This window comes from Acidisoma sp. C75 (assembly GCF_054665095.1).
Map to the genome: position 1 here is coordinate 73786 of NZ_BAAFHD010000005.1, position 22179 is coordinate 95964.

Genomic DNA, 22179 nt, shown 5'->3' on the forward strand with positions numbered 1-22179 from the left:
TGGCCGCTCACGGCGCGGTGGCCCCGGCCTTGGCACCGATCCCCGCGCCCGCCGCGGCGGCATCTGGCGGGGCATAGCCGGCGGCGACCATGGCCAGCACTTCCTGCGTCTTGCCCGAGGTGCCGTGCTGCGTCTTTTCCCAGTAATGCGGGTTGAGGACGAGCTGCCACAGCGCCTTGTAGGCCGCCACGGAATGCAGCACCCAATAGATGGGCGCGAGGAGGCCCCAGGGGACCAGATCGAACCAGCCGCGCTTCGATGCGGCGACGATGTTGAAATAAACGTACATCGCATTGCCGATGAGGAGGTCGAAGAGCGAGAGCGTCAACGTCGCCGGGGGGAAGAGCACATGCAGCGCCTGTGGCCCGATGACGAGAGCGAAGAGCGAGGTCAGCCACAGAAGGGGATTGAGGAGGGCGGTGAAGGGCGGAAAGCCCACGAACATCTGAAAGCCGAGGAAGCCGAGAAAGCCGAGCCGCCGGTAGAGCGCCACCGGCTGGCGCATATGGACGAGCCAGGTCTGCATATAGCCTTTGATCCAGCGGCTGCGCTGATTGATCCAGCTTGGCAGGACGCCGTTGGCTTCTTCGAAGGTGGTGGAATTGACGATCGCCACGCGATAGCCGGCCTGGGTGAGGCGTACCCCGAGATCGGCATCCTCCGTCACGTTGTAGGGATCCCAGGCGCCGAGGGCGACCAGCACATCCGTCCGGAAGTGGTTGGACGTGCCGCCAAGCGGGATCGGGATGTTCAGCGTGTGCAGGCCCGGCAGCAGGTAATCGAACCAGTGGCTGTATTCGAGGGTGAACATCCGGGTGAGGAAGTTATCTGCCCGGTTGAAGTAGTTGAGCCTTGCCTGCACGCAGGCGACATCCGGCGATGCGGCGCGAAAGAGGGCGACGACCTTGCGGAGCTGATCTGGTTCCGGAATGTCTTCGGCATCGTAGATGACGGTGAATTCGCCGCGCGCGAAGCGCAGCGCATAGTTGCAGGCTTTCGGCTTGGTCTTGGGGTGGCTGTCCGGCACGCGGATGATTTCGAAAAGATCTTCCGCGCCGAGCGCCTTGGCGGCATTGATCGTCAGATCGTCCTTGGCTTCGAGAACCAGCTTCACGTCCAGCTTGGCGCGCGGATAGTCGATCCGGCGGAGGGATTCGACAAGGATCGGCAACACCTCCGCCTCCCGGTACATCGGCACCAGCACGCTGAAGACCGGCAGATCCTCCTCGCGCAGGGCGGCGAGCTGGGTGGCGCTGACGGTGAGATCCACCCGCCGGCTGCTGCCGATCACCGTGAGCCCGGCGCGGAACAGGAAGAGCAGCGCATAGAGGGCGGAAAGCAGCGCCGATATCACCATGAGGGTGAGCTTGGCATTGGCCACGAGCGCGAGCAGCAGCGTGAGCGCGACCAGCAGGAGGCTGAGGCGTTGGCTCGCCGAGAAGGTGATTTTGGCGGAGAATTGCGGGCTGCGGCGGAACAGCGCTTCCCGCGCTTCCTCGCTCATCACGTCATCAAAGCACCGCTGCACCGCCCAGATCACGTCGAACTTGCCGGTGACGGCGAATTGCAGCCGCAGGCCGGGCCAGCGGGCTTCCAGAAGCGGCAGGAGCGCCGGATCCTCGGGCTCTCGCGCGGCGATCACGAGGGTCTTGCCGGGCAGCATGCGCCACGGAATGAAGAGGTGCTGCAGATAAAGATCGCGATCCTCGGCGGCGAGAAGCGCCATGTCGGGCGGGTTCTGCCGCAGGTCGGCAAGCGGCAGCCCGGTCGCTTCGGCGAGGCTCTGCGCCCAGCTATGGCCGCTCACCCGGAAGAGCGCGGCCAGGACCTCGGAAAGCGGCACGCCCCAGGCATCGCGCTGGACGATCGCGGAGGCGAGGTTCGCCTCGTTGATCAATCCACGCATCATCAACCGCGCCACGGCGCGGAGGTGGCTTTCCGAAAGCGGGCCGCGAGAGGCCGATCCCGGCATCTCAGAAGCGCAGCCAGAGCGCGAGCACACCCGCATTGCCGAGCGAGATATCGCGCCCGCCAAGATCGTGCCAGGCGCCGAACTGCACCGCGACATGGGGTGTCAGATCATGCACCAGCGAGATTTCCATCCGGTAGAGATTGTAATCCGGCTGGCCTGGGTTCGGCGTCGAGACGCCGACGGTATTGAAGCTCTGGACGAGCAGCGTCCAATCCGGGAGCGGGCGGAGGCCGGCCGTGGCATCGAGGCGGAGCTGATTGGCCCAGCCCTCGGTTTCGAAACGATAGGCGGCTTCGAGGTCGATGAAGCCGGACCAGCCGTGCGGCAGGGCGAGGTTGCGGCCGTAGAGCAGACGGGTTTCGTATTCGTCGTTCGGCTGGGCAAGTTGCGGCTGCATGCCCGTCTGCACGCCCGAGATATCGACCTGCTCCTGTACGGCGACCGCGTTCCAATCGTCGCGATAGAGCTGGTAGCGGGCGAAGAGGTTGAGTTGGACGAGGCCGAAGGCGCGCGCCGTGCCCGGCAGGTTCGATTGCTGGATTTCCTGCACCCTGGGCTGCAGGCCGATCGTCCAGCGATCGGCAAGGCCGTATTCGATATAGGGCGCGAATTCCAACTGCTGGTAGAGCCCAGAACCTGCAGGCTGGCCGAGCTGGTTATAGCCGTTTGTATTGACCGCGTAATAGCTCAGCGCATTGATGTCGAGCCAGTGGCCGGTCGGCTCGTTCCAGGCGCCTGCCTCGGCGCTCCGGACAGAACCGAGTGCCAAGGCGGCGCCGAGCGCGAGCAGGCCGAGGCTCCGGCCGGTCAGCTTTCTGTGCAGAGAGAGGCTCATGTGCGTGGTTTCCGTCGACCGATGACGAAGACGACCGTCAGCGCCAGCGCGACCATCCAGAGGACGAGGATGATGACACCCTTCCATCGTTGCAGCAGCATCGTCAGGCTTGCGCCCGGTGGCAGCGGTGCCGCGGCGTGCCGGGCGGTGGTTTCGAACGTCGCGGCCTGGCCGCTGCCGTCATAGAGCGCGACATCGCCATCACCGGGCAGCACCGCCTGGGTGAGGCTCGCGGCCGAGCCGGGGCTGAGCCAGAGGCCGGGGATGCCCTGCGCCGTGGAGACGAGCTGCAGCACGCTGCGCGACGCGGGATCGGGCAGGGCGAGGCTGAGACCCTCTGCGGGCAAGGACAGATCGAGCCGCGCGCGCGGGTCCGGCAGCGGGGCGGCGCTGATCAGCGACGGCATCGTGCGGGACAGGACGAGGAAAGGCGCGACGGGCGCCATGCCCGGGGGAGCGAGCGTGATCTGCCCTGGCTGGGCGCCGGCGGCGCCGAGCAGCTGGGCCAGGAGCGGCAGGGACGGCGCGGCTTCCGCCGGCGGCAGATCGAGCAGCAGCGGCGTCGCGCCGCCACCCGCTACCGAGAAGGCGGCAAGGCGGGCAGGGTGCAGCCGCCCGGCGCCGAGCAGGAAGGCCGAGCTATCGAGCAGGCTGAAGACCACCTTCGACTGCCGCATGCAGGGAGCCGGGGCGGGGCTGCGGGTGAAGGTGAGGAAGGGGCGCGCCCCGCTGGCAAGCAGGGTATCCGGCAGCGGGATACGGATATGGTCGAGCCGCGGCACGCCACGGAACGCCTCGCTCCACAGCAGGGCGGCGCCGAGATGCAGCGCGATGGCGAGGCTTTGGCCCGGCGGCAAGGTCTCTCCCTGGCCGTTGAGGATCAGGGCGGTGGCGTGCTCCTGGGCCGGAATAGCAGGCGTCGGAAGCGGAATATTGAACTGGGCGGTCTCGCCCACGGGAATGGCGACGGAGCCGATGCCGAGGGCGGCGAAGCTCGCCCGGTTTCCCACGATAGGCTGTGGCGCCAGCGAGGCGGCGGCGCTCGTCGTGCTGCCGCTGAGCGCGCCCGCGCCGGCGATGAGGGCGCGCGCCGCGGCCGGGGAGGGCACTGTAAGCGCTTGTGCCGTTCCCGTAGCGGTGACGGCGAGGGCCGGGGCGGCAGGATCGACCCGGATGGCGGGAGTGGCCGAAGGCGCGAAAGAGGGGGTGATCCCGCGCTCCACAAGGGCGGTCGCCAGGATCAGCGCGGTCTCGATATCCCGCGGCTGGGGTTTGGCGGGAAGCGCGATCGCCAGCGGCGCCTGCATCTGCCGCCAGACGGCACCGACCCCCTGGGGTGCGCTGCTGGTGGCGGTAAGCTCGGTTTTCGGCTCGACATCGACCCACAAGGCGGCCGCATCGTCCTGGCATTCGAGTGTCGCGCTGGCCGGCGAGAGCTGGAAGGTTACTCGCAGATAACGGCTATGCAGAAGGCTGGGCGGGATGGAGACAGAGAGCGGCGCGTCCAGCCGATCTCCCGCGACCGTCAGCAGCGGCTGATCCTCGGCGAGGATCGTCAAGCCGGCGCGCGGGCCGAGCAGTGAGGAACTGCGCAGATTGAGCGTCAGCCTCGCGGTCTCTGCCTGTTCAGGTAGCGGGAAGAAGAGGGTGATGGAATGGCGCTTTGCCGTCAGCGTCAATCCTTGTGGATAGCCGAGATCGCTGAGCGTGGCCGCAGCGGCCGTGTGGGGCCGGCAAAAAATGCTTAGGGCGGGTAGGATGATGATAACGAGGCAGACTGCCAGGCGCGAAAGTTTCAAGACCGGTCGGAGCCCTTGCGTTATGTCAGCCGGCCGGACCATAGGTCGGAAATTCTAAACAAATTCGTAACGAGGAATCAGCGGCTAGCCCAGAGGAGCGGATGAGTAAGAATCCCGCGCAATCCCTACTTATTTACGAAAGCGAAATAGCATGCGCGGCTGCGGGAGGTTAGTTGGCCCAGCCGGGATCGGTGGTGAAAACGATGGTGAGCCAGCGGTCCGGGCTTTCCGGCCCCAGGGCTTCGCCGATCTCGTCGCGCAGCGCGTCCCACGCCTCCAGCCGCTGTGCCGGCCAATCCGCCGGGACGATGAAATAGAGTTCGATCTGGCTGCCGCGGCCGACCCGCGCGACATAGGCGCGGTAGGAGAGAAAGCCCAAGCGGCGCACGGCATCCGCCGCCACCGCGTCCACCCGGTCTTTCATCGCTGGCGGCGTTACCAAGAGAATATCGGCGAGCGCGCGGCGGATGGTCGTGAGCGGCACCGGGATCACCACCAGCGAGACCAACGCCAGTGCCGCCGGATCGACATAAGGGGCGAGCCCGTGCAGGTGCGTGCCGCCGATCAGTCGGCCGCCGAGGAAGGCCAGGAACAGCGTGAGGCCGAGGGCGGTGCCGATCGCCCAGGCCTTGGTATCGAGCGCGATGAGGTGAGAGCGAAAGCGCCGGTTCGCCGCCCAGGTATAGGCGACCATGCCCATCGCCCAGAGCGTCACCCCGGCTTCGAAGATCATGGCCGTGCCGAAGGCGAGGGGATGGCCGCCCGCCAGCAGCGCGCTGACGGCATTGACCAGGGCATAGATCGCCGCACCCGTCATCATCGTGCCGTTGAGCCCGAGGACGATCGGTTCCAGATGCCAGAACCCCATGGTGAAGCGTTCGTGGAAGGGGCGCCCGGCGGCATCCGCGGCATGGGACGCGGCGATCAGCCGGGCGACGCCGAAGGCGAGGCCGGTCATGGCTGCATCGACCAGCGAATACATGCCATCGAAAACAATGGCGTTCGACCGTGCGGTGAGGCCGAAGGCGAGGCTGGCGAGCGCCACCAGGATGGTCGCCACGACCGAGTTGCGGAGGACCGCCTGCTCGCTCCTCACGGCGCGGCCTCCCAAGCCGGGATGCTGGCGAACCAGCGTTCCAGCGCATCGATGAAGAGGCGGAGCTTGGCGCCGGCCAGTCGCGCCGAGGGGTAGAGGCAATGGATGCCGAGCGTCTCGGTGCGGAAGCCCGGCAGCACGCGGGCGAGCGCGCCGCTTGCGAGATGGGGCGCGAGCGCGAAGCTCGGGCCATAGACGACGCCGGCCCCGGCAACCGCGGCGGCGACCAGCATGTCCATATCATCGGCGAGCAGGCGCGGGGTGCCGGCCACCCGGTGGGCCTGCCCGTCCGCACCGGTGAAGCTCCAATCCCCGGCCGATTGGGCGCGGCTGAAGGCGAGCCGGTCCAGGCGCGCGAGATCCTCGGGGGTTTCCGGATCGCCGCGGGCGGCAAGGTAGGAGGGCGCGGCGCAGGCCATCATGCGGCTTTCGGCGAAACGGCGCGCGATGAGGCTCGAATCCGCCAGATGGCCGATGCGGATGGCGAGATCGAACCCCTCGCCGATCATATCGGCGAAGCGATCCTGGACCGTCATCTCGATCCGCATGGCGGGGTGACGATCGAGAAAAGCGGCGACCGGCGGGGCGAGGTAGGGGGCAGCGAAGCTGGCCGGCGCGGTGATGCGCAAAAGCCCGCGCGGCTCCGCCTGGAGCGCGCTCGCCGCGCGGTCGGCCTCGTCAAGCGCATCAAGGATGTCGCGGCAGCGGGGCAGGTAGCCTTCCCCGGCCTCGGTCAGATGCAGCTTGCGGGTGGTTCGCTGCATGAGGCGGATGCCGAGACTTGCCTCCAGCGCAGCCAGATACTTGCCGGCCATCGCCGGGGTCATTCCCAGCCGGCGGGCGGCCGCGGCCAGGCTGCCAAGTTCCGCAGCCGCGACGAATACCGAAAGAGCAGTCAGACGGTCCATCCGGCGCATTCTATCGCCCGGTGGCCGGCTGCCTAGGGCCATGGCAGGCTCATCAAGGAACCGGCGTGGCGGCGCTCGCCGACGAAACGCCATGCCAGGGTGGGCGCAGTTGCTGAATCTTAGGAAAGTGCCCGTATCTTCAGATTGGACAAGGACGGATGAAAACGCCGTGCTCCGGCGCAATGAGAGTTCGGATAGCCTCGCTTTCGTGCTGACGCGCGTGCTGCCTGCGGTGGTGCTGACAACGGTCGCCGGCCTTGCCGTCTATGCCCTCCTCCTCTGGGCTGTCGTTCAAACCGATCATGGCTCGTTCCGGCGCCAGGAAAAGCTCGTCGCCCTCGTCGTCTCCAAGCTCCGCACGCGCATCGCGCATGACCAGGAGAGTTCAACCGTCTGGGACGAAGCGGTACAGCGCGTCCGGGCCGACGACACGTCCTGGATCGACGATAATCTCGGCACCTGGATGCACACATATTTCGGTCTGGACGACCTTTTTGTCCTGAACCCGAAGAATGACCCGATCTATGCTTTTGCCAACGGTCGCATATCGCCGCTCTCGGCCTATCAGGGGATCGCGCCGATCGTCGCGCCGCTGATCCGCCTGATGCGCGAGGATCTTCGCCGCGGCGGGCCGCCGGAGCCGGGTGGTCCCTTCCTTTCGCTCGGCGTTGCCGATCTCATGATGATCGACGGCCATCCCGCCATCGTCAGTATCAAGCCGATTGTCTCGGAAAGCGGGAAGATCGTGCAGACGCCGGGATCGGAATATCTGCACATCGCCATCCGCCTGCTCGATCGCTCCTTCGCCCAGATCATCGCGCGGAACTATCTGGTCGATGAGCTGCATTTCGCGCTCAGACCGGCGGATGAGGACGATACCGCCGCTTATCCCCTGAAGAACAACGCGGGAGAGACCATCGGCTATTTCGTATGGGATCCGTACCGGCCGGGTAGCGCCGTGCTCGCTCAAGCCGCGCCGGCACTCGAAGGCTTCATGGGCATCGCGCTGCTGACGGTGCTGGGCTTCCTGGCCGCCGTTCGCAACCGCTCGCTCAAGCTCAGAGCGAGCGAGGCGCGCATCCGCTACATGGCCTTCCACGATCTGCTGACGGACCTGCCCAACCGGCCTTGTTTCGAAGATCGGGTGGATGCCACGCTCGCGGGCTCGCCAAGCGCGCGCCTCGCTCTCATCTATGTCGATCTCGATAGTTTCAAGCAAGTCAACGATACGCTCGGCCACCCGGTGGGCGACCAGCTCATCCGGGCTTTTGCCACCCGCATCAGATCGCTGGTGGACCCGCCCGGCATGGTCGCGCGCGTGGGCGGCGATGAGTTCGCCATCATGCTCACCGATATTGCCGGCCGCGAGGAGGTCGAGCGGCTGTGCCAGCGCATTCTAGGCTCCGTCCGCCAGCCCTTCGCCGTGGAGGAGACGCAGCTTTTCATCGGCGTCAGCCTTGGCATCGCCTGTGCGCCGCAAGACGGCACGAGCCGCGTCGAACTTCTGCGCAAGGCGGATATCGCGCTTTACCATGCCAAATCCACCGGCCGCAGCCGCTACGTCTTCTTCGATATCGGCATGGAAGACGCCCTGCAGCTGAGGCGGGAGATCGAGCGCGATCTGCCATATGCGCTGGAGGCGAAAGACCAGTTCACCCTCCATTACCAGCCGATCTGTAAAGCGGCGAGCCATGAGATTATCGGCTTCGAGGCGCTGCTACGCTGGCAGCACCCGCAGCGCGGCTTGATCGCGCCCGAAATTTTCATCCCGATCGCCGAAGAAGCCGGATTTATCGAGAAGATCGGCGAGTACGTGCTGCGTTCTGCCTGCACGGCCGCGCAGCAATGGCCGGGCAAGATGGTCGCCGTCAACGCCTCCGCCGTGGAACTCGCCCATTCGGGCTATGCCGCGAAGGTCGCCGCCATCCTGCATCAGGCCGGGCTGCGGCCGGAGCTCCTCGAACTCGAAATCACCGAAACCGCGGCCAATCGCCCGATCAGCGCGGCGTCGGCCAATGTCGCCGCTTTGCGGGAGCTCGGCGTCAGCATCGCGATCGATGATTTCGGGTTGGGCTTCTCGTCAATGGCGCGGCTGCAGCAGTTGCAAGTGGATCGCGTGAAGATCGACCGCAGTTTCGTCCATGGCTTCGGCGGCGGCAATGGGGATGAGGCAATCGTGCAAGCGATCGTCGATCTCGCCCATGCCAAGGGTTTGCGCGTCACCGCCGAGGGGGTGGAGACGCCGATGCAATGCGAACGCCTGACGACGATGGGGTGCGACGAGCTGCAGGGCTTCATCTTCTCCGTCGCGCGTCCAAGCAGCGACATTGCCGCACTCCTCGCCGGTGGAGATGCCGCCCAGGTGACTAGTCCCGGATTGTGACGGATATGACCATCCTTGGAGGGAAGAGCCAGGAGAAAATTGCTCTACGCCTGCACCGAGACGGCGCAGCTATGGCTTGCGAGCACTCGTCATGCCCCCCGGCACGCCTCAAGCCGCCACCGGCGACGGCAAGCGCCGCCGGTGGCTGAGCGATTACGCGGCTTCGGCAGCTAGCACGACGGGAAAGTCGATCTCGGTGTCGGCGACGATGTTGAGCAGGTTGGTGAAAATATTCTCTGCCACCACCGCGATGATCTCCACGATCTGGGCATGGGTGAAGCCGGCCGCTTTAACAGCCTGCATATCGGCATCGCTGACCTTGCCGCGCTCCTGGTTAATCTTGAGGGCAAAGGCGACGGCGGCATGGGCCCGCGGATCGGCCGAGGCGCCTTTGCGCGCCAAGGTGATTTCACCGGCATCGATCTTGGCGAGGTTCAGAGCGATGTAGCTGTGTGCCGAAAGGCAGTAGTCACAACCATTGCTTTGCGCGATGGCAATGGCGATGCGCTCGCGGGTCTTGAGGTCGAGCGCCTTGCCCAAGGCGCTGTTCAGGCCCAGCAGCCCCTGCAAGACGGCCGGGCTGAGCGACAGGACGCGGAAGCTGTTGGGGATCACGCCGAGCTGCTTCTGCACAGCCGCCAACATGGGCTGTGAGGCAGCAGGTGCAGTTTCAAACGTAGGAACGGTTATGCGCGACATGGGTCTCTCCGTGATTGAACCGCCGTTTGCGGTATGGCTGAACTTAGATTTATAGGGACGAAGCGATAATCCGTGATCTGAACAAGAGTTCATTGCTGACCTAGCAACAAAGCGGACGCGCCCTCACATCGCCAGTTCGGTTTGCTTGATGTTGGCGATGGGGGCAAGGATTGCCGGATCAAACGCGTTGAGCATGCGGCCATCGCGCAGGCGCTGCGGCAGATCGGGGTTGGCGAATGCCCCGCGGGCGATGGTGACGATATCGGCACCATCTTCGAGCGCAGCCAGGGCCTGCGCGATGTTGTGCAGACCGCCATTGGCAAGGATCGCGGCCTTCGGGGCATAGCGCTTGGCGAACTGGACCAAGGATGGGCCGCCCGGCGTGAATGCCGGCTGCCAGGCCGCGTGTTCGGTCACATGGATGAAGTCGGCGCCGGCGCCACCCAAGCTGCCGAAAATGATTTCAGCATCGTGCTCGGCCGCGGCCCATTTGTGCTGATAGTCGTTAACCTTGCCTTGCGAGATGCGCACCCCCACCGGCACCTTCGCGCCGAGTTTCGCGCGCACGGCGCGGAGGGTTTCGAGGACCAATCGCAAGCGGTTTGGCGTATCGCCGCCCCATCGGTCGGTTCTGGTGTTGGTGTAGTCCGTCAGAAACTGGTCCAGAAGATAGCCGTTCGCACCGTGGATTTCGATGGCGTTGAACGTCGCAACCGTGATGGCGCGCTCCGCCGCGCAGGCAAAGCTGTCGAGCGTGTCGGCAATCTGCTCTTCCGTCATCGCGGTCGGCACGGCGTAGCGGCCTTTGCCATGATAGAAGGCCATCTGCTCGCCCTTGGGCTGGATGGCGGACGGTGCCAGCGTGCCGTGACGAAAGCGGTTGCCCTGATTGAGCGCGCCGGCATGCATGAGCTGCGCAATGGCGAGCGCGCCGTGCGTTTTGATGCCGGCCACCACGGGCTTCCAGGCTTCCGCCTGGGCGTCATCGCTCATGCCTGGCTGATTCGCATAGCCCTGTGAAAACGCCTGATCGGTATAGATGCCCTCGGTGCTGACCGCCCCGAAGCCACCGCGCGCAAAACGCTCATAGTAATGAGCCATCGTCTCGCTCGCCCGGCCATCCTCTGCTGCGCTGATGCGCGTCATGGGCGCGACGGCGAGCCGATTCTTCACGACATGCCCGTTTATATTGATCGGCGCGAAAAGCGCGCTGGTATCGATCTCCGTGGTCTTCATCTCCGGTCTCCTTGGACGGACCGCCGATTGCGGTGTGACCCGTGATGTAAATTCCGAGCGGCCGTGCGATAATCCGCCATCTTGACAAAAGTTTATTGCTATTCCAGCAATTATCCATGGACAGTCTCGAAGCCATGCGGATTTTTGTCTCCGTCGCGACCCAGGGCAGCTTCAGTGAGGCGGCGCGGCGCATGCGGCTGTCCCCTTCCGTGGTGACGCGATCTGTTGCCCATATCGAGGAGCGGCTGGGAATCATGCTGCTCAACCGCACGACACGGTCCGTGCAATTGACCGAGCGTGGCCAGATCTATCTCGAGGACTGCAAGCGCATTCTGGAAGATTTCGAGATGGCGGAGCGGCGGGTGCGCGGCGAGGATGCCAAACCGCGCGGAACCCTGCGGATCACGGCACCGGTTCTGTTCGGGCGGCTCTACGTATTGCCGATCGTGAATGCGCTGTTGCACGCGCATCCCGCGCTATCGATCCATCTCACATTGTCGGATCGCAACGTTAATCTCTTCGAGGATGGTGTGGACGTTGCCGTTCGCGTCGGCGAGCTTGCCGATAGCAGCCTGATCGCGGTCAGGCTGGGCTTCGCCACCCCAGCCCTCATCGCCAGCCCCGCTTATCTGCAGGAGCGTTCCGCGCCGGTCTCACCGGCCGCACTTTCATCGCATGACATCATCCTGTTTGAAGGCATCGGCGCCATCAATGAATGGCCATTCGGCGCCGATCGAAAGACGGTGCGGGTTGAGCCGCGCCTCGTCGTCAACGGTGCTGACGCGGCAATCACCGCCGCCGAGGCCGGGGTGGGCATCGCACGAACGCTCTCCTACCAGGTCTGGGAGGCCGTGCGCGCCGGGCGTCTCGCGCTCGTTCTGCAGGAATTCGCGCCGCCACCCCTGCCCGTCAGTGTCACCTACCAGGCGCGGCGCATTGCCTCTGCCAATGTCGCCGCTTTCGTCAAAGCCATACGGGGGCATTTTAAGGCCAACCCACTTGTTGAGTTTGACGGCGCGCAGGCAGTGGCCGAGGGATTTTTGACGGAGAAGGGTGGTTTAGCTTAGCCGGCCGGGATAGCGCGTGTGCGCGCTTTGCCGCCCTTTGGCCCGGCGGGGAACCTCTGGCGCTGTCGATGCAAACACCAGATCCGCACATAGGGCGGACAAAGCCGGCCGCATCTCCGCGGCTTGACCTTCGCGCTAATGTCGTGGACCGTCCGCCGCGGCGATAATCCAGGAGAGCCACAGCTATGGCGGTGGAAGATCCGCAGTGGCAGCGCCTGATGGCGGCAGCGCAGGCAGGGGATAAGGCGAGCTATGGCCGCCTGTTGGCTGCTGCCATCCCGGTGCTGCGGCGCATGGCGCGGTCACGTTGGCCGGGTATCGATGCTGCTTTGGTCGAGGATATCGTTCAGGAGACTCTGATCGGCCTGCATGCTTCCCTGCATCTTTATGATCCGGTCCGGCCCTTCATTCCGTTTCTCTATGGGATCATGAAGTTCCGCGGCCGCGATGCGATCCGCAAGACGCGGCGCATGCAGACGCGCGAGCTTGGTATCGACGATTTCCCTGAAACCTTTGAGGGCTTCGGGACTGAAGAGCATCATGATCAAGGTTTGCAAGCCGAGGAGCTGCGGGCGGAGGTCGATCGCCTGCCGGCAGGGCAGAAGGTTGCGGTCGAGATGACCAAGCTGCGTGAGCTCTCTCTCGAAGAAGCATCCCGCGCCAGCGGCATGACGGTCGGCGCGCTCAAGGTCGCGACGCATCGCGGCATCGCGGCGCTACGCAAGAAGTTAAAGGGAGGCTGAGCATGGTGGAGACAGAAGCCCTTGCCCGCCGGCTGGCAGGTGATCTCCGCCCCGTCCGCCGGCTGCGCACGCCGTGGCTACGGCTCGCCGGATGGACCGCGGTCGCGCTACCCGCGGTGCTGCTGGCTGCCTTCATGATGGGACTGCGGCCGGATCTCGGCGCATTGCTGACGCGACCTGGGTTCATTTTCGCCGAAGCGGCGGCCCTGCTCACCGCCCTGCTCGGCATCTATGCCGCGGTCTGCGCCGGCCTGCCGGACCAGCCGGGCTGGAAGCTCTGGCTCCCAATGGTGGGTCTTGCCTTGTGGCTCGGCGTGCTCGGCAAGCAATGTATCGATGTCTGGCTGCGGTTGGGGCCGGGCGGGCTCAGCCTCTCGGGTGATCTCGTCTGCCTCCCCGCGATCGCCCTCATCGGCTTTATCCCGGCACTGCTCATCACCCTCATGCTTCGCCGCACAAGCGGCTTCCGCGCGACCCATGCCTGCCTCTGCGGTGGCATCGGGGCCGCCTCCCTCGCCGCGGCCGCACTTCGGCTCTGCCATGCCGAGGATGCGGCGCTCATGGTGCTCGTCTGGCAGGTGGGCTCCGTGCTGCTGCTCAGCCTGATCGCAGGCGCCATCGGCCGCCGGCTGCTGCCTGCGCGCGCCACGCGCTTTTCGCCGCCCGGCGCGTAACCTCCTTGGGCGCTCGCTGCCAATAGGGGGCACGGGGCGCCTTTCGCGCCCCGTCACAGCACAGGGAGTGAGACATGGATCGGAAGATTTTCACGGCCTCCGTTCTGGCCGCCGCCCTCGGCTTCGCGGGCTCGGCCGGGGCTTCCGCCGCCTATGCCCAGTCAATGAGCCAGAGCCAGATGATGCAGGTGCGCCAGGCGAATATGCAGCGCATGGCGGCCGAGCATCTGCAGAAGTGTTACGGCATCAACGCCATCGGGCGGAATGATTGCGCGGCGGGCGCGCATTCCTGCGCCGGCCAGGCGACGCGGGCGGATGATCCGAATTCCTTCGTCCTTCTGCCGCAGGGCGATTGCAGCAAGATCGCCGGCGGCGCGCTGAAGCCGGCGTAAGCGCATGACGACCGAGGGTGCGGCCGGCGCGCATCGGCGCCCCGCAGCGATCCCCGCGCAAGCGGGGATCGGGCTCCGCTATCCGCATCACCAGGCGTTTCAGGAAACGCGGCCTGCGGTGGGCTGGGTGGAGGTGCACAGCGAGAACTACCTCAACGGCCCGGCGCTCTCCGTGCTGGAGGCGGTGCGGGCCGACTATCCGGTTTCGCTCCATAGCGTCGGCCTCTCGCTCGGCAGTGCGGAGGGTGTGGATACGGATCATCTCGACCGTATCGCGATGCTGGCCGAGCGGATCGAACCCGGCCTCATTTCGGAGCACGTCGCCTGGGGTGCGGTGGACCATACCGTGCTCGCCGATCTGCTGCCCTTGCCGCTGACGGAGGAAAGCCTCGCCATCCTCTGCCGCAATGTCGATCAGGTGCAGGCAAGGCTGCGTCGCCGCATCCTGATGGAAAACCCTTCGACCTATCTGCAATTCGCGCATTCGACGATCCCGGAGCCTGAATTCCTGACGGCGCTTGCCGAGCACACGGGATGCGGCCTCATCTGCGATGTCAACAACATCGTCGTCAGCACAAGCAATCACGGCTGGGATGCCGATACCTATCTGCGCGCGCTGCCGGCGGCGGCGATCGGCGAATATCATCTGGCAGGCCATGCGGAGGCCGGCGGCGCGGCAGGTGGGCTGCTGCTCGACACGCATGACAGGCCGATCGCGGAAAGCGTCTGGGCGCTGTTCGAGAGGGCGCTCGCGGTGATCGGGCCGCGGCCTTGCCTCATCGAATGGGATGCGGCGATCCCGCCGCTCCGCACGCTGCTTGCCGAGGCGGCGCGCGCCGAGGCGATGATCACGAAACAGGGTGCAGGCGATGCCGAGGCTGCTTGAAACCCAGCAGGCCATGCGCCGCGCCTTGCTGGAAGGCGGGCCGCCGCCCGCCGGCATCATCGCCGGTGCCTGCGGAGAAGAGGCGCGGATCGCCATCTACCGCAACAATCTCCGCGGCAATCTGACGGGCGCGCTTAAGCTCTCCTACCCTGCCGTGCGGCGGCTGGTGGGGGAGGATTTCTTCGCAGGTCTTGCGGTCCGCTTCATCGCGGCAGAACCGCCGCGCAATCCTGATCTCTACGCCTATGGCGCCGGACTGCCCGCTTTTATCGAAAGGGCTGAGGCGGCGCGCGATCTGCCCTATCTCGCCGATGTCGCGCGGCTGGAATGGGCGGTGAACCAGGCGCTGCACGCGCCCTTTTCCGCGCCTCTGGACCCTGCGCGCCTCGCGGAAATTCCGGCCGAGGCGCAAGGCGCGATCCGCTTCCATGCCAACCCTGCGCTTTCGAGCGTTGTTATGCGCTATCCGGCGGAGGCGATCTGGCGGGCCGTGCTGACCGAGGATGCGCCGGCGCGTGCGGCGGCCCTCGGCGCGATCGATCTCGGCGCAGGTGGTGCGAGGCTCGCCGTCTCGCGCGGGGCAGACGGGCTCCGCCTCCTGCCGCTCCTGCCCGCGCAGCATGATCTGCTCGCGGCATTGATGGCGGGCGAGCCCCTGTCAGACGCTCTGGAGCGCGCGCCGGAAGCGGAGGCCGCTGCCTGGCTCGGCGGCTTCCTCGCGGAGGGCTTTTTCACCGGCTACGCGGTCTGACACTGCCCCCGCGCCAGCTGGCGCTTGCCGATACCAAGGCGGGGGGCGCGCGCGAATAGAATGACGACCGGGCGGCTCATCGCCGGTAAGCCCGGGCGAGGCGCGCGGCCTCGGCCCCCCGCAGGAAGCGGGCGAGAAACCACAGGTTGCGCATGGCCCGGCGCAGCCAGCCATCCCGCTCATAGGCGGCGGCATCCGTTCTGATGACGAGCGGCATGGGCCGCAAAGAGCGCCGCAAGCGCCGCGCAAGCGCTACATCTTCCATCAGCGGCAGGTCAGGCACGCCGCCACAGGCGCGCAGCAGCGCGGGCGTGATGAGCAGGCTCTGGTCCCCATAGGGCAGGCGAAACGCCGCACAGCGAAGCGCGACACCAGCCTCCAGCAGCCGGGCGCGGGGATCATCGCTCGCGAAGCGCAGCCGCCCATACCAGGCCGTGTCAGGATGATCGAGCAAGCAGGCGATCCGCCTCGGCCAATCGGGCGGCAGGCGGCTATCAGCATGCAGCAGCCAGAGCCACTCGGGCACAAAGGCGCTTTCCGCTTCCGCGACACCGCGGGCGATCTGCGCGCCGCGCCCGGGCGGGGCCCCGCCGCCCGGAACCCGCGCCCCCGCCGCGCGGGCCAGCTCCACCGTGCCATCCGTGCTGCCACCATCAGACACGATGACGGCGGCAATCAGATCCTCGCCCGCCAGATCGGCGAGGAGCGCCGGCAGATGCGCGGCTTCGTTCAGGGTGGGGATGACGACCGCGATCCTCATCCGCCGCGCCGCCAGCGATGCAGCCTCTCCAGCAGGCAAAGCGCGCGGGGCGACGCCCTCGCCTGCCGCCACTGGCCGGCGACGGCGCGGATCGCCTCTCCCCGCGTCGGGTAGGGGTAGATGACGCCGAGCAGCTTCCGGAGGCCGAGCCCGTGCTGGATGGCGATGGTGAAGCCGGTCAGCATCTCCCCCGCCTCGCGGCCGAGGATGGTGGCGCCGAGGATACGGTCGCTCCCGCGTTTGGTGAGAACAGTGACGAAGCCCGTCCTCTCGCCCTCGGCGATCGCGCGGTCAAGCTCGGCGAGATCGTGGCGGGTGATGTCATAAGCGATGCCGCGCGCCCGCGCCTCGCGCTCATTGAGGCCGACGCGGGCGATCTCGGGCTCGGTGAAGGTCACGGCCGGCACGGCGTGGTAGCGTGGGCGCAGGCGCCAGAAGGGGGAGAGCAGCGCGTTGATGGCGGCAAGGCTGCCCTGGTAGCCGGCCATATGCGTGAACTGATAGGGGCCCGCGACATCGCCGCAGGCGAAGATGGTGGGGTAGAGCGTCTGCAGCCAGGCATTGGTCTCGATCGCACCACGAGGCGTCAAGGGAATGCCCATTTCCTCGAGCCCATAACCTTGCACGCGCGGCTTGCGGCCGAGGGCGAGGAGCAGCCGGTCGAAGGGCAGAACCTCGGCACCGCCAGGGCCCTCCACTTGAAGCTGCCCAGGCTGGGCGGAGACGGCGCGCGTGCCGAGCATCACCCGCACGCCGCGCGCTTCCATCCCCTGCAGCAACGCATCGGAAACCGCGTCATCCTCCCGCATCAGAAGCCGCGGGCCGGACTGGACGAGGGTGACGGCACTGCCGAGCCGCGCGAAGGCCTGCGCCATCTCGCAGCCGATCGGCCCGCCGCCGAGGATGACGAGCCGCGCCGGCAGCTCCGCCAGATCCCAGAGCGTCTCGGAGGTCGCGACCGCGCAATCGGCGAGGCCCGGGAGTTTGGGCACCACCGGCGCGGCCCCGGCCGCGATGACGATGGCGCGGGTTGTCAGCACATCATCGCCGATGCGGACGGACCAGGGGCTTTCGATCCGCGCCGCGCCCTGCCGCACATCGACGCCGAGCGCCCGGTAGCGCCCTGCCGAATCATGCGGCGCGACACCGGCGACGGCCGCTTGCACCGCCGCGCGGGCGGCCGCGAAATCGGCGCCTTGGCGCGCCGCATGGATCAGCGCCTTGGAGGGCACGCAGCCGGTGTTGAGGCAATCGCCCCCCATCGCCGCAGCCTCGATCAGCGTGACTTTCGCGCGGAGCGCCTGGCCCATGTAAGCGGCGACGAGACCGGCCGAGCCCGCCCCAATGACGGTGATATCGCAATCGAACCGGCGGGGGCGGCGAAAGCTACGGGTGAGCCTGTGGGCCGCCAGCGCATCGCGCAGCCGGGGTGCGGCGAGCGGCAGCAGGGCGAGGAGCAGGAAGCCGATGACAATGCGGGGCGAGAGGACCGGCCCGCCATCATGCGCGAGCGCGCCGAGGCTCGCCCCGGCATTCACATAGATCAGCGTCGCCGGCAGCATGCCGATCTGGCTGGCGAGATAGAAGCGCCTGAGGGGGAGCCGGGTGAGGCCGGCGGCGAGATTGATGGCGAAGAAAGGGACGATCGGCACCAGTCGCAGCGAGACGAGGTAGAAGACGCCATCGCGCGCGAGACCCGCCTCGATTCGTTTGAACAGCGCGGGAAACCGCCGCTCCGCCACGTCCCGCAACAGGGTGCGGGCGGTGAGGAAGGCGAGGCTCGCCCCGATGCTGGAGGCGAAGGAGACGAGCAGCGTGCCGGCCCAGAGGCCGAAGAAGGCGCCGGCCGCGAGCGTCATCAGGCTGGCCGCCGGCAAGGCGAGGGCGGCGAAAAGCACATAGGCGAGGAAGAAGAGCGCGGCCGCAAGCAGCGGCGCCCGCGCCACGCCCTCATGCAGAATGGTGAAGACCTGCACGATCCAACGCGGCCCGAGATCATGCAGCCAGAGAGCCAGGCCGAGCACGAGCAGCAGCAGGAGACCAGCGATCAGCAGCCTCGGGCGCTTCATCGCGCGCTCATGCAGGAAGAGGCGCCGAAAACGCAGAAGCGCGCGCAGGCCGGATGATCGAGCCGCACCGGCCGCGATGCTTCCGCGAGGCTGCGCCCGAGATTGAAGCGCTGCTCGAAAGGCAGCAGGGTGCAGGCGGCGATGGAGGGCGCATCCTCTCCCTTGCGCTGCACCACCATGCGGGACGTGCGGCACATGGCATCCGCGCCACGGAGATGCAGCGCGCCCCAGGCGGCGGCACTCACGCCGGGGGCCGCCGGCGGCACGGCCATTTCCGGGAAGAGCACGAGGTGGCGCGCATCGAAGGCGTCGATATCCCATCCTTCGGCGGTGAAGAGGCGCGCGAAGCCGATGCGGGTTGCGCCCTCATCCTCCCGCGTCGGGTCGTAGCGCGCGGCGATAGACGGGGTGAAGCCCGCCTCGAACAAGGCGGCGATACCAGCGACCGCCGGCCCCCAGGCGCGCGGGCCGCGCAGCGCCGCATGCCCCGCCTCGCTATAGTGATCGAGCGAGACGCGCAGATGCAGATCCTCCCCTGCAAGCTTGCGTAAAGCGGCGAAGTGCCGGCGCATCGGCGCCATCGCGTTCGTCAGCACGAGAACGCGAAGGCCGCGCGCGAGCGCCGTTTCCAGCATCGGCATGATCTCGGGGTTCATGAAGGGCTCGCCCCCCGTGAAGGCGACTTCCCGCAACTCCGGGTGCAACGCCGCGGCCTCGTCCAGCAGCGTGATGACGGAGGCGAGCCGCAGCCAGCTGAGCGCATCGTTGCGCGGACTGCTTTCGATATAGCAATCGACGCAGGCGAGGTTGCAGAGCGTGCCGGTGTTGAACCAGAGCGTCTCCAACCCTTCGAGCGGCACTTGCGCATCCGGCACCGGCCGGGCGGGCAGCGGGGTCGCTGTCGCGGCACGCTCGGCATGGGGCAGAATGTCGAGATTGGGCCAGATGCCGGTCTCCAGCGTCTCCGCATAATCTGCCGGCAGACCGGCGCGGCGCATGGCGCGCGCCGCCGCCCGATGATCGTAGTCGAGCGGGTGGAGCGTGACGGCGAGATCGTCACCCTTAGTTTCGAGGATGGAATACCAGCCGCGCGGCGTGCCGTCATTCGCGGGCAGGCCGATCGCCCCGGCATTGTGCCAGAGGTGGCCGCCCGGCAGGTGGCGCGTGAAGGGCAGCCCGCTATGGCCGGCGATCACGCCATCCACATCCTCACCCGCAAGCTCGTCGAGAAACATCTCGTCAGGGTCGGAGGCGAAGAGGAAGCGATTGATCCGGCTCGGCGCGCCGTGCAGCACGGCGAGGCGATGGCGCCCGAGCGTGAGATCGATGCGCCGGGGGAGCGCGGCCATATAGGCGCGGTCGGCCGCGGTCACCGCCCTATCGGCATGGGCGAACCAGGCGGCGGAAAGCCGGTCGCAGGCGGAGCCCGGGGTAAAGCCGCAGCCGCAATCGGCCGCGCCCGCCGCCAACTGCTCCTCGCAATTGCCCATCACGCAGGCGATGCCGGTCTTCCGCATCAGGGCCAGGCAGTCAGCGGGATCGGCGCCATAGGCGATGATGTCGCCGGTGCAGATCATCCGCTCAGGCGGAATGCCGTGGCGCTGTGCTGCGGCGAGCAGCGCCTCCAGCGCCTGGAGGTTGCTGTAGATGCCGCCGAAGGCGAGCAGCGGGCCGTCTTCGTGCTGGATCATGGCTTCACCCATGGTGAGCCACGCTTTCGAGCGCGAGGCCGCGCGCTTCGACCCCGCCCCGCCGCCGCCAGATGACCATGGCGATGGCGCCGAGCGCCCAGAAGCACGCCAGCATGAGAAGCGCGGCCGGCATGCTGCGCGCCCCCACATAGCCGACGGCGAAGGGCGACAGCGCGGCACCGATCCGCCCGACGGTGACAGAGGCGCCGATGCCGGTCGCCCGCAGCGCGGTTGGGAACAGCTCCGAAAAGGTCGGGTAGGCGGCGATCCAACTGCCTGTCGCCAGCAGATTGACGAGCGCGAAGCCGATCATGATGGCGCCCGCCCCCATGCTGGTGACATTCGCGAAAGCGACGAGGCCAAGCGCCGTCGCGAGATAGAAGCCGATGACTGTGCGGCCCCGCCCGGCGCGGTCCAGAAGTGCTGCGGCGGCGAGCCCGCCGATGGCCGCACCCAGGCTGCCCGCGAGGTAGAAGAGCGGCAAGGCGCCACTCGGCAGATGCAAGGCCGGCAGCACGACGAGCGGCAGGAAGGCGAAGAGCCCGTAATAGCCGGAGGCTTCCGCGAAATCGAGCGCGGCGCCAAGCGCGAGGCGGCCCGGATAGGCCCGGATGAGGCGGCCGAACTGCCCCGCCTGCCGCCCGATCCGCCGCAAAACGGGCGGAGAGGCCGGCGGCCGGATATCGGTCAGCCCTGCCTCGATCCCGGCAACGATCGCTCGCGCATCCTCGCCCCGCCCGGCATCGAGCAGCCAGCGCGGGCTTTCCGGCAGATGCCGGCGGAACCAGGCGGCGGAAAGCGCGATGAGCCCGCCCAAGCCGAAGACCACCCGCCAGGCGAGATCGGGCGGCAGGGCGTTCAGCACAAGCCAGGCAAGGAGGGCTGCGACGAAACTGCCGAGCGGCCAGAAATTCAGCACCAGCGCCGAGGCCCGCCCGCGCGAACGGCTCGGCACCAATTCAGCGATTGCGGCATTGATTGCGGAATATTCCGCGCCGACGCCGATCCCGGCGATGAGCCGGAGTGCCAGCAGGCTGAGAAGCCCGGGCGCGAAGCCGGTCGCGAGCGTCGCCACGCCATAGAGGACGAGGCTGACGAGAAACACCCGCCGCCGCCCGAACCGGTCGGACAGCGCGCCGAAGCCCGAAGCGCCGATCATCAGCCCGACGAACCAGGCGGCGAGCAGCAGGGACATGCCGTTCGCGCCGAGGTGAAACCTGTCCTTGAGCACACCCATGACATTGCCGATGAGCGTGACCTCGAAGGCATCGAGCGCCCAGCCCAGGCCGAAGAGCAGCACCACGACTGTATGGAAGCGGTTCCAGGGCAAGCTTGAGAGCCGCTCCAGCAAGGCGCGGTCCCCGGCGGCGGTTGAGGAGGATTGTGCCATGGGGAACCTTTCCAGGAGGGGCCTAGCCTCAGGCGCGGGCGATGCGCCGGGCGATGAAGGCATCGGCCGACCAGGCGCCAGCCCCTTGCGCGATGAGGATGAGCTGCATCGCGGCCCATTGGATATGGGTGGGCCAAGCCTGCGGATAGATGAAGATCTCGATCACCGCGGTCATGCCGAGCAGAGCGAGCGCCGTGAAGCGCGTGCCAAGCCCGAGCAGGAGCAGCGGCGGCGTGACGATTTCGAGGGTGACGGCGAGATAGGCGGCGAAGCTCGGCGGCAGCAGCGGCACATTGTAGGAATTGGCGAAGAGGTAGAGCGTGGTGTTCCAACTCGCGAGATGGGTCTGCGCCGAACTCCAGAACACCTTCGCCAAAGCCAGCCGCGCCACGAGACCGACGACGGCGTATGGCGTGCGGTCAAGCATCGCGATCAGCGCGCGGGCAAGACTCAGCGCTCGCATGGGCCTGCTCCATCCTTCTTTATCAGGCATCAGGGATATCGCCGGGCAGCCAACTGCGAAGCAGCTGGCGGCCGCCTGCGGATCAGGAGGCTTTCAGAGAGCCGCCAGCGATCTTCTGGCAATCACCCTGCGGAAGCAGCACGAAGGAGGCAGGATCGCGCGCGATGGTGGCCTGGCCCGCGCAGGAATGGGCGCCCGCCGCGCAATCATTCCGGCCCACGGCGTTGATACCGTAGCATTTCTCAAGCTTGGGCGCTGCCGCATGTGCGGCGGGGCTCAGCGGCAGGGCGGCGGCCGCCGCGATGCCGGCGGCTGCGGTCAGGATCGTCGTCGTCATTGTCCGGCGGTTCATGGTAACGTCCTCT

At 67.0% G+C, this 22179-nt stretch carries 20 protein-coding genes; 7 read left to right on the plus strand and 13 right to left on the minus strand.

The window, feature by feature from the left end; translation table 11 throughout:
* Positions 1–7: 7 nt before the first annotated feature.
* The 5 genes from ACYQ7X_RS08280 to ACYQ7X_RS08300 form a co-directional block, all read right to left on the minus strand.
* Complete coding sequence (locus ACYQ7X_RS08280) at positions 8–1909, minus strand: glycosyltransferase (protein ID WP_459696479.1); 1902 nt, start codon at positions 1907–1909, stop codon at positions 8–10.
* A 64-nt stretch (positions 1910–1973) separates the two neighbouring features.
* Positions 1974–2807 carry a hypothetical protein gene (locus ACYQ7X_RS08285; RefSeq protein WP_459696480.1) on the minus strand — a complete coding sequence of 278 codons (834 nt, stop codon included), beginning with the start codon at positions 2805–2807 and terminating at the stop codon, positions 1974–1976.
* The gene (locus tag ACYQ7X_RS08290; RefSeq protein WP_459696481.1) at positions 2804–4648 is read right to left on the minus strand and encodes a cellulose biosynthesis cyclic di-GMP-binding regulatory protein BcsB; all 1845 of its coding nucleotides are present in this window, start codon (positions 4646–4648) and stop codon (positions 2804–2806) included. Before ACYQ7X_RS08290 ends, ACYQ7X_RS08285 begins: the two co-directional genes overlap by 4 nt.
* Before the next feature lie 127 nt (positions 4649–4775).
* Positions 4776–5702: a cation diffusion facilitator family transporter gene (locus tag ACYQ7X_RS08295; RefSeq protein ID WP_459696482.1), complete on the minus strand. Its 927-nt coding sequence runs from the start codon at positions 5700–5702 to the stop codon at positions 4776–4778.
* The gene (locus ACYQ7X_RS08300; RefSeq protein ID WP_459696483.1) at positions 5699–6610 is read right to left on the minus strand and encodes a LysR family transcriptional regulator; all 912 of its coding nucleotides are present in this window, start codon (positions 6608–6610) and stop codon (positions 5699–5701) included. The genes ACYQ7X_RS08295 and ACYQ7X_RS08300 overlap by 4 nt, the downstream gene beginning before the upstream one ends.
* A gap of 169 nt (positions 6611–6779) precedes the next feature.
* Here ACYQ7X_RS08300 and ACYQ7X_RS08305 point away from each other — a divergent pair, with 169 nt between their 5' ends.
* The gene (locus ACYQ7X_RS08305) at positions 6780–8993 is read left to right on the plus strand and encodes a putative bifunctional diguanylate cyclase/phosphodiesterase (RefSeq protein ID WP_459696484.1); all 2214 of its coding nucleotides are present in this window, start codon (positions 6780–6782) and stop codon (positions 8991–8993) included.
* A 153-nt stretch (positions 8994–9146) separates the two neighbouring features.
* Here the strand turns inward: ACYQ7X_RS08305 and ACYQ7X_RS08310 are convergent, their stop codons facing one another.
* Positions 9147–9692, minus strand: coding sequence for a carboxymuconolactone decarboxylase family protein (locus tag ACYQ7X_RS08310; protein ID WP_459696485.1), 546 nt, complete (start codon positions 9690–9692; stop codon positions 9147–9149).
* A gap of 123 nt (positions 9693–9815) precedes the next feature.
* Entirely contained in the window at positions 9816–10928 is a 1113-nt protein-coding gene (locus ACYQ7X_RS08315) for an NADH:flavin oxidoreductase (RefSeq protein WP_459696486.1), read from the minus strand.
* Between the two features lie 116 nt (positions 10929–11044).
* Between ACYQ7X_RS08315 and ACYQ7X_RS08320 the strand changes: the two genes are divergently transcribed.
* The 6 genes from ACYQ7X_RS08320 to ACYQ7X_RS08345 all read left to right on the plus strand — a co-directional run bounded on the left by ACYQ7X_RS08320 (position 11045) and on the right by ACYQ7X_RS08345 (position 15441).
* On the plus strand, positions 11045–11995 hold the full coding sequence (locus ACYQ7X_RS08320; RefSeq protein ID WP_459696487.1) for a LysR family transcriptional regulator: 951 nt from the start codon (positions 11045–11047) through the stop codon (positions 11993–11995).
* Between the two features lie 281 nt (positions 11996–12276).
* A complete protein-coding gene (locus ACYQ7X_RS08325; RefSeq protein ID WP_459696488.1) occupies positions 12277–12738 on the plus strand; it encodes an RNA polymerase sigma factor in 462 nt (153 codons plus the stop codon).
* A 2-nt stretch (positions 12739–12740) separates the two neighbouring features.
* Entirely contained in the window at positions 12741–13412 is a 672-nt protein-coding gene (locus tag ACYQ7X_RS08330) for an NrsF family protein (RefSeq protein ID WP_459696489.1), read from the plus strand.
* A gap of 74 nt (positions 13413–13486) precedes the next feature.
* Positions 13487–13804, plus strand: coding sequence for a BufA1 family periplasmic bufferin-type metallophore (locus ACYQ7X_RS08335; RefSeq protein ID WP_459696490.1), 318 nt, complete (start codon positions 13487–13489; stop codon positions 13802–13804).
* Between the two features lie 4 nt (positions 13805–13808).
* A complete protein-coding gene (gene bufB / locus ACYQ7X_RS08340) occupies positions 13809–14690 on the plus strand; it encodes an MNIO family bufferin maturase (protein ID WP_459696491.1) in 882 nt (293 codons plus the stop codon).
* The gene (locus tag ACYQ7X_RS08345) at positions 14674–15441 is read left to right on the plus strand and encodes an HvfC/BufC family peptide modification chaperone (RefSeq protein WP_459696492.1); all 768 of its coding nucleotides are present in this window, start codon (positions 14674–14676) and stop codon (positions 15439–15441) included. Before bufB ends, ACYQ7X_RS08345 begins: the two co-directional genes overlap by 17 nt.
* Positions 15442–15517: 76 nt before the next feature.
* Here ACYQ7X_RS08345 and ACYQ7X_RS08350 read toward each other — a convergent pair whose 3' ends face one another.
* The 6 genes from ACYQ7X_RS08350 to ACYQ7X_RS08375 form a co-directional block, all read right to left on the minus strand.
* The gene (locus ACYQ7X_RS08350; protein ID WP_459696493.1) at positions 15518–16201 is read right to left on the minus strand and encodes a glycosyltransferase; all 684 of its coding nucleotides are present in this window, start codon (positions 16199–16201) and stop codon (positions 15518–15520) included.
* Entirely contained in the window at positions 16198–18270 is a 2073-nt protein-coding gene (locus ACYQ7X_RS08355) for an FAD-dependent oxidoreductase (protein WP_459696494.1), read from the minus strand. Before ACYQ7X_RS08355 ends, ACYQ7X_RS08350 begins: the two co-directional genes overlap by 4 nt.
* Positions 18267–19973, minus strand: a complete 1707-nt coding sequence (locus ACYQ7X_RS08360) for a radical SAM protein (protein WP_459696495.1) — start codon at positions 19971–19973, stop codon at positions 18267–18269. Before ACYQ7X_RS08360 ends, ACYQ7X_RS08355 begins: the two co-directional genes overlap by 4 nt.
* Complete coding sequence (locus ACYQ7X_RS08365) at positions 19966–21351, minus strand: MFS transporter (RefSeq protein ID WP_459696496.1); 1386 nt, start codon at positions 21349–21351, stop codon at positions 19966–19968. The genes ACYQ7X_RS08360 and ACYQ7X_RS08365 overlap by 8 nt, the downstream gene beginning before the upstream one ends.
* Before the next feature lie 28 nt (positions 21352–21379).
* Positions 21380–21814 carry a DoxX family protein gene (locus ACYQ7X_RS08370; protein WP_459696497.1) on the minus strand — a complete coding sequence of 145 codons (435 nt, stop codon included), beginning with the start codon at positions 21812–21814 and terminating at the stop codon, positions 21380–21382.
* An 82-nt stretch (positions 21815–21896) separates the two neighbouring features.
* Positions 21897–22166 (minus strand): BufA1 family periplasmic bufferin-type metallophore, encoded by a 270-nt coding sequence (locus ACYQ7X_RS08375; RefSeq protein ID WP_459696498.1) that lies wholly within the window; start codon positions 22164–22166, stop codon positions 21897–21899.
* Positions 22167–22179: the final 13 nt, after the last annotated feature.

Coding starts and splice junctions, on each gene's coding strand:
- ACYQ7X_RS08285 (WP_459696480.1), bottom strand. CDS start 2,807: ATGAGCCTCTCTCTGCACAGAAAGCTGACCGGCCGGAGCCTCGGCCTG.
- ACYQ7X_RS08300 (WP_459696483.1), bottom strand. CDS start 6,610: ATGGACCGTCTGACTGCTCTTTCGGTATTCGTCGCGGCTGCGGAACTT.
- ACYQ7X_RS08365 (WP_459696496.1), bottom strand. CDS start 21,351: ATGGCACAATCCTCCTCAACCGCCGCCGGGGACCGCGCCTTGCTGGAG.
- ACYQ7X_RS08280 (WP_459696479.1), bottom strand. CDS start 1,909: ATGATGCGTGGATTGATCAACGAGGCGAACCTCGCCTCCGCGATCGTC.
- ACYQ7X_RS08315 (WP_459696486.1), bottom strand. CDS start 10,928: ATGAAGACCACGGAGATCGATACCAGCGCGCTTTTCGCGCCGATCAAT.
- ACYQ7X_RS08360 (WP_459696495.1), bottom strand. CDS start 19,973: ATGGGTGAAGCCATGATCCAGCACGAAGACGGCCCGCTGCTCGCCTTC.
- ACYQ7X_RS08345 (WP_459696492.1), top strand. CDS start 14,674: ATGCCGAGGCTGCTTGAAACCCAGCAGGCCATGCGCCGCGCCTTGCTG.
- ACYQ7X_RS08375 (WP_459696498.1), bottom strand. CDS start 22,166: ATGAACCGCCGGACAATGACGACGACGATCCTGACCGCAGCCGCCGGC.
- ACYQ7X_RS08335 (WP_459696490.1), top strand. CDS start 13,487: ATGGATCGGAAGATTTTCACGGCCTCCGTTCTGGCCGCCGCCCTCGGC.
- ACYQ7X_RS08370 (WP_459696497.1), bottom strand. CDS start 21,814: ATGCGAGCGCTGAGTCTTGCCCGCGCGCTGATCGCGATGCTTGACCGC.
- ACYQ7X_RS08310 (WP_459696485.1), bottom strand. CDS start 9,692: ATGTCGCGCATAACCGTTCCTACGTTTGAAACTGCACCTGCTGCCTCA.
- ACYQ7X_RS08290 (WP_459696481.1), bottom strand. CDS start 4,648: ATGGTCCGGCCGGCTGACATAACGCAAGGGCTCCGACCGGTCTTGAAA.
- ACYQ7X_RS08355 (WP_459696494.1), bottom strand. CDS start 18,270: ATGAAGCGCCCGAGGCTGCTGATCGCTGGTCTCCTGCTGCTGCTCGTG.
- ACYQ7X_RS08320 (WP_459696487.1), top strand. CDS start 11,045: ATGGACAGTCTCGAAGCCATGCGGATTTTTGTCTCCGTCGCGACCCAG.
- ACYQ7X_RS08350 (WP_459696493.1), bottom strand. CDS start 16,201: ATGAGGATCGCGGTCGTCATCCCCACCCTGAACGAAGCCGCGCATCTG.
- ACYQ7X_RS08330 (WP_459696489.1), top strand. CDS start 12,741: ATGGTGGAGACAGAAGCCCTTGCCCGCCGGCTGGCAGGTGATCTCCGC.
- bufB (WP_459696491.1), top strand. CDS start 13,809: ATGACGACCGAGGGTGCGGCCGGCGCGCATCGGCGCCCCGCAGCGATC.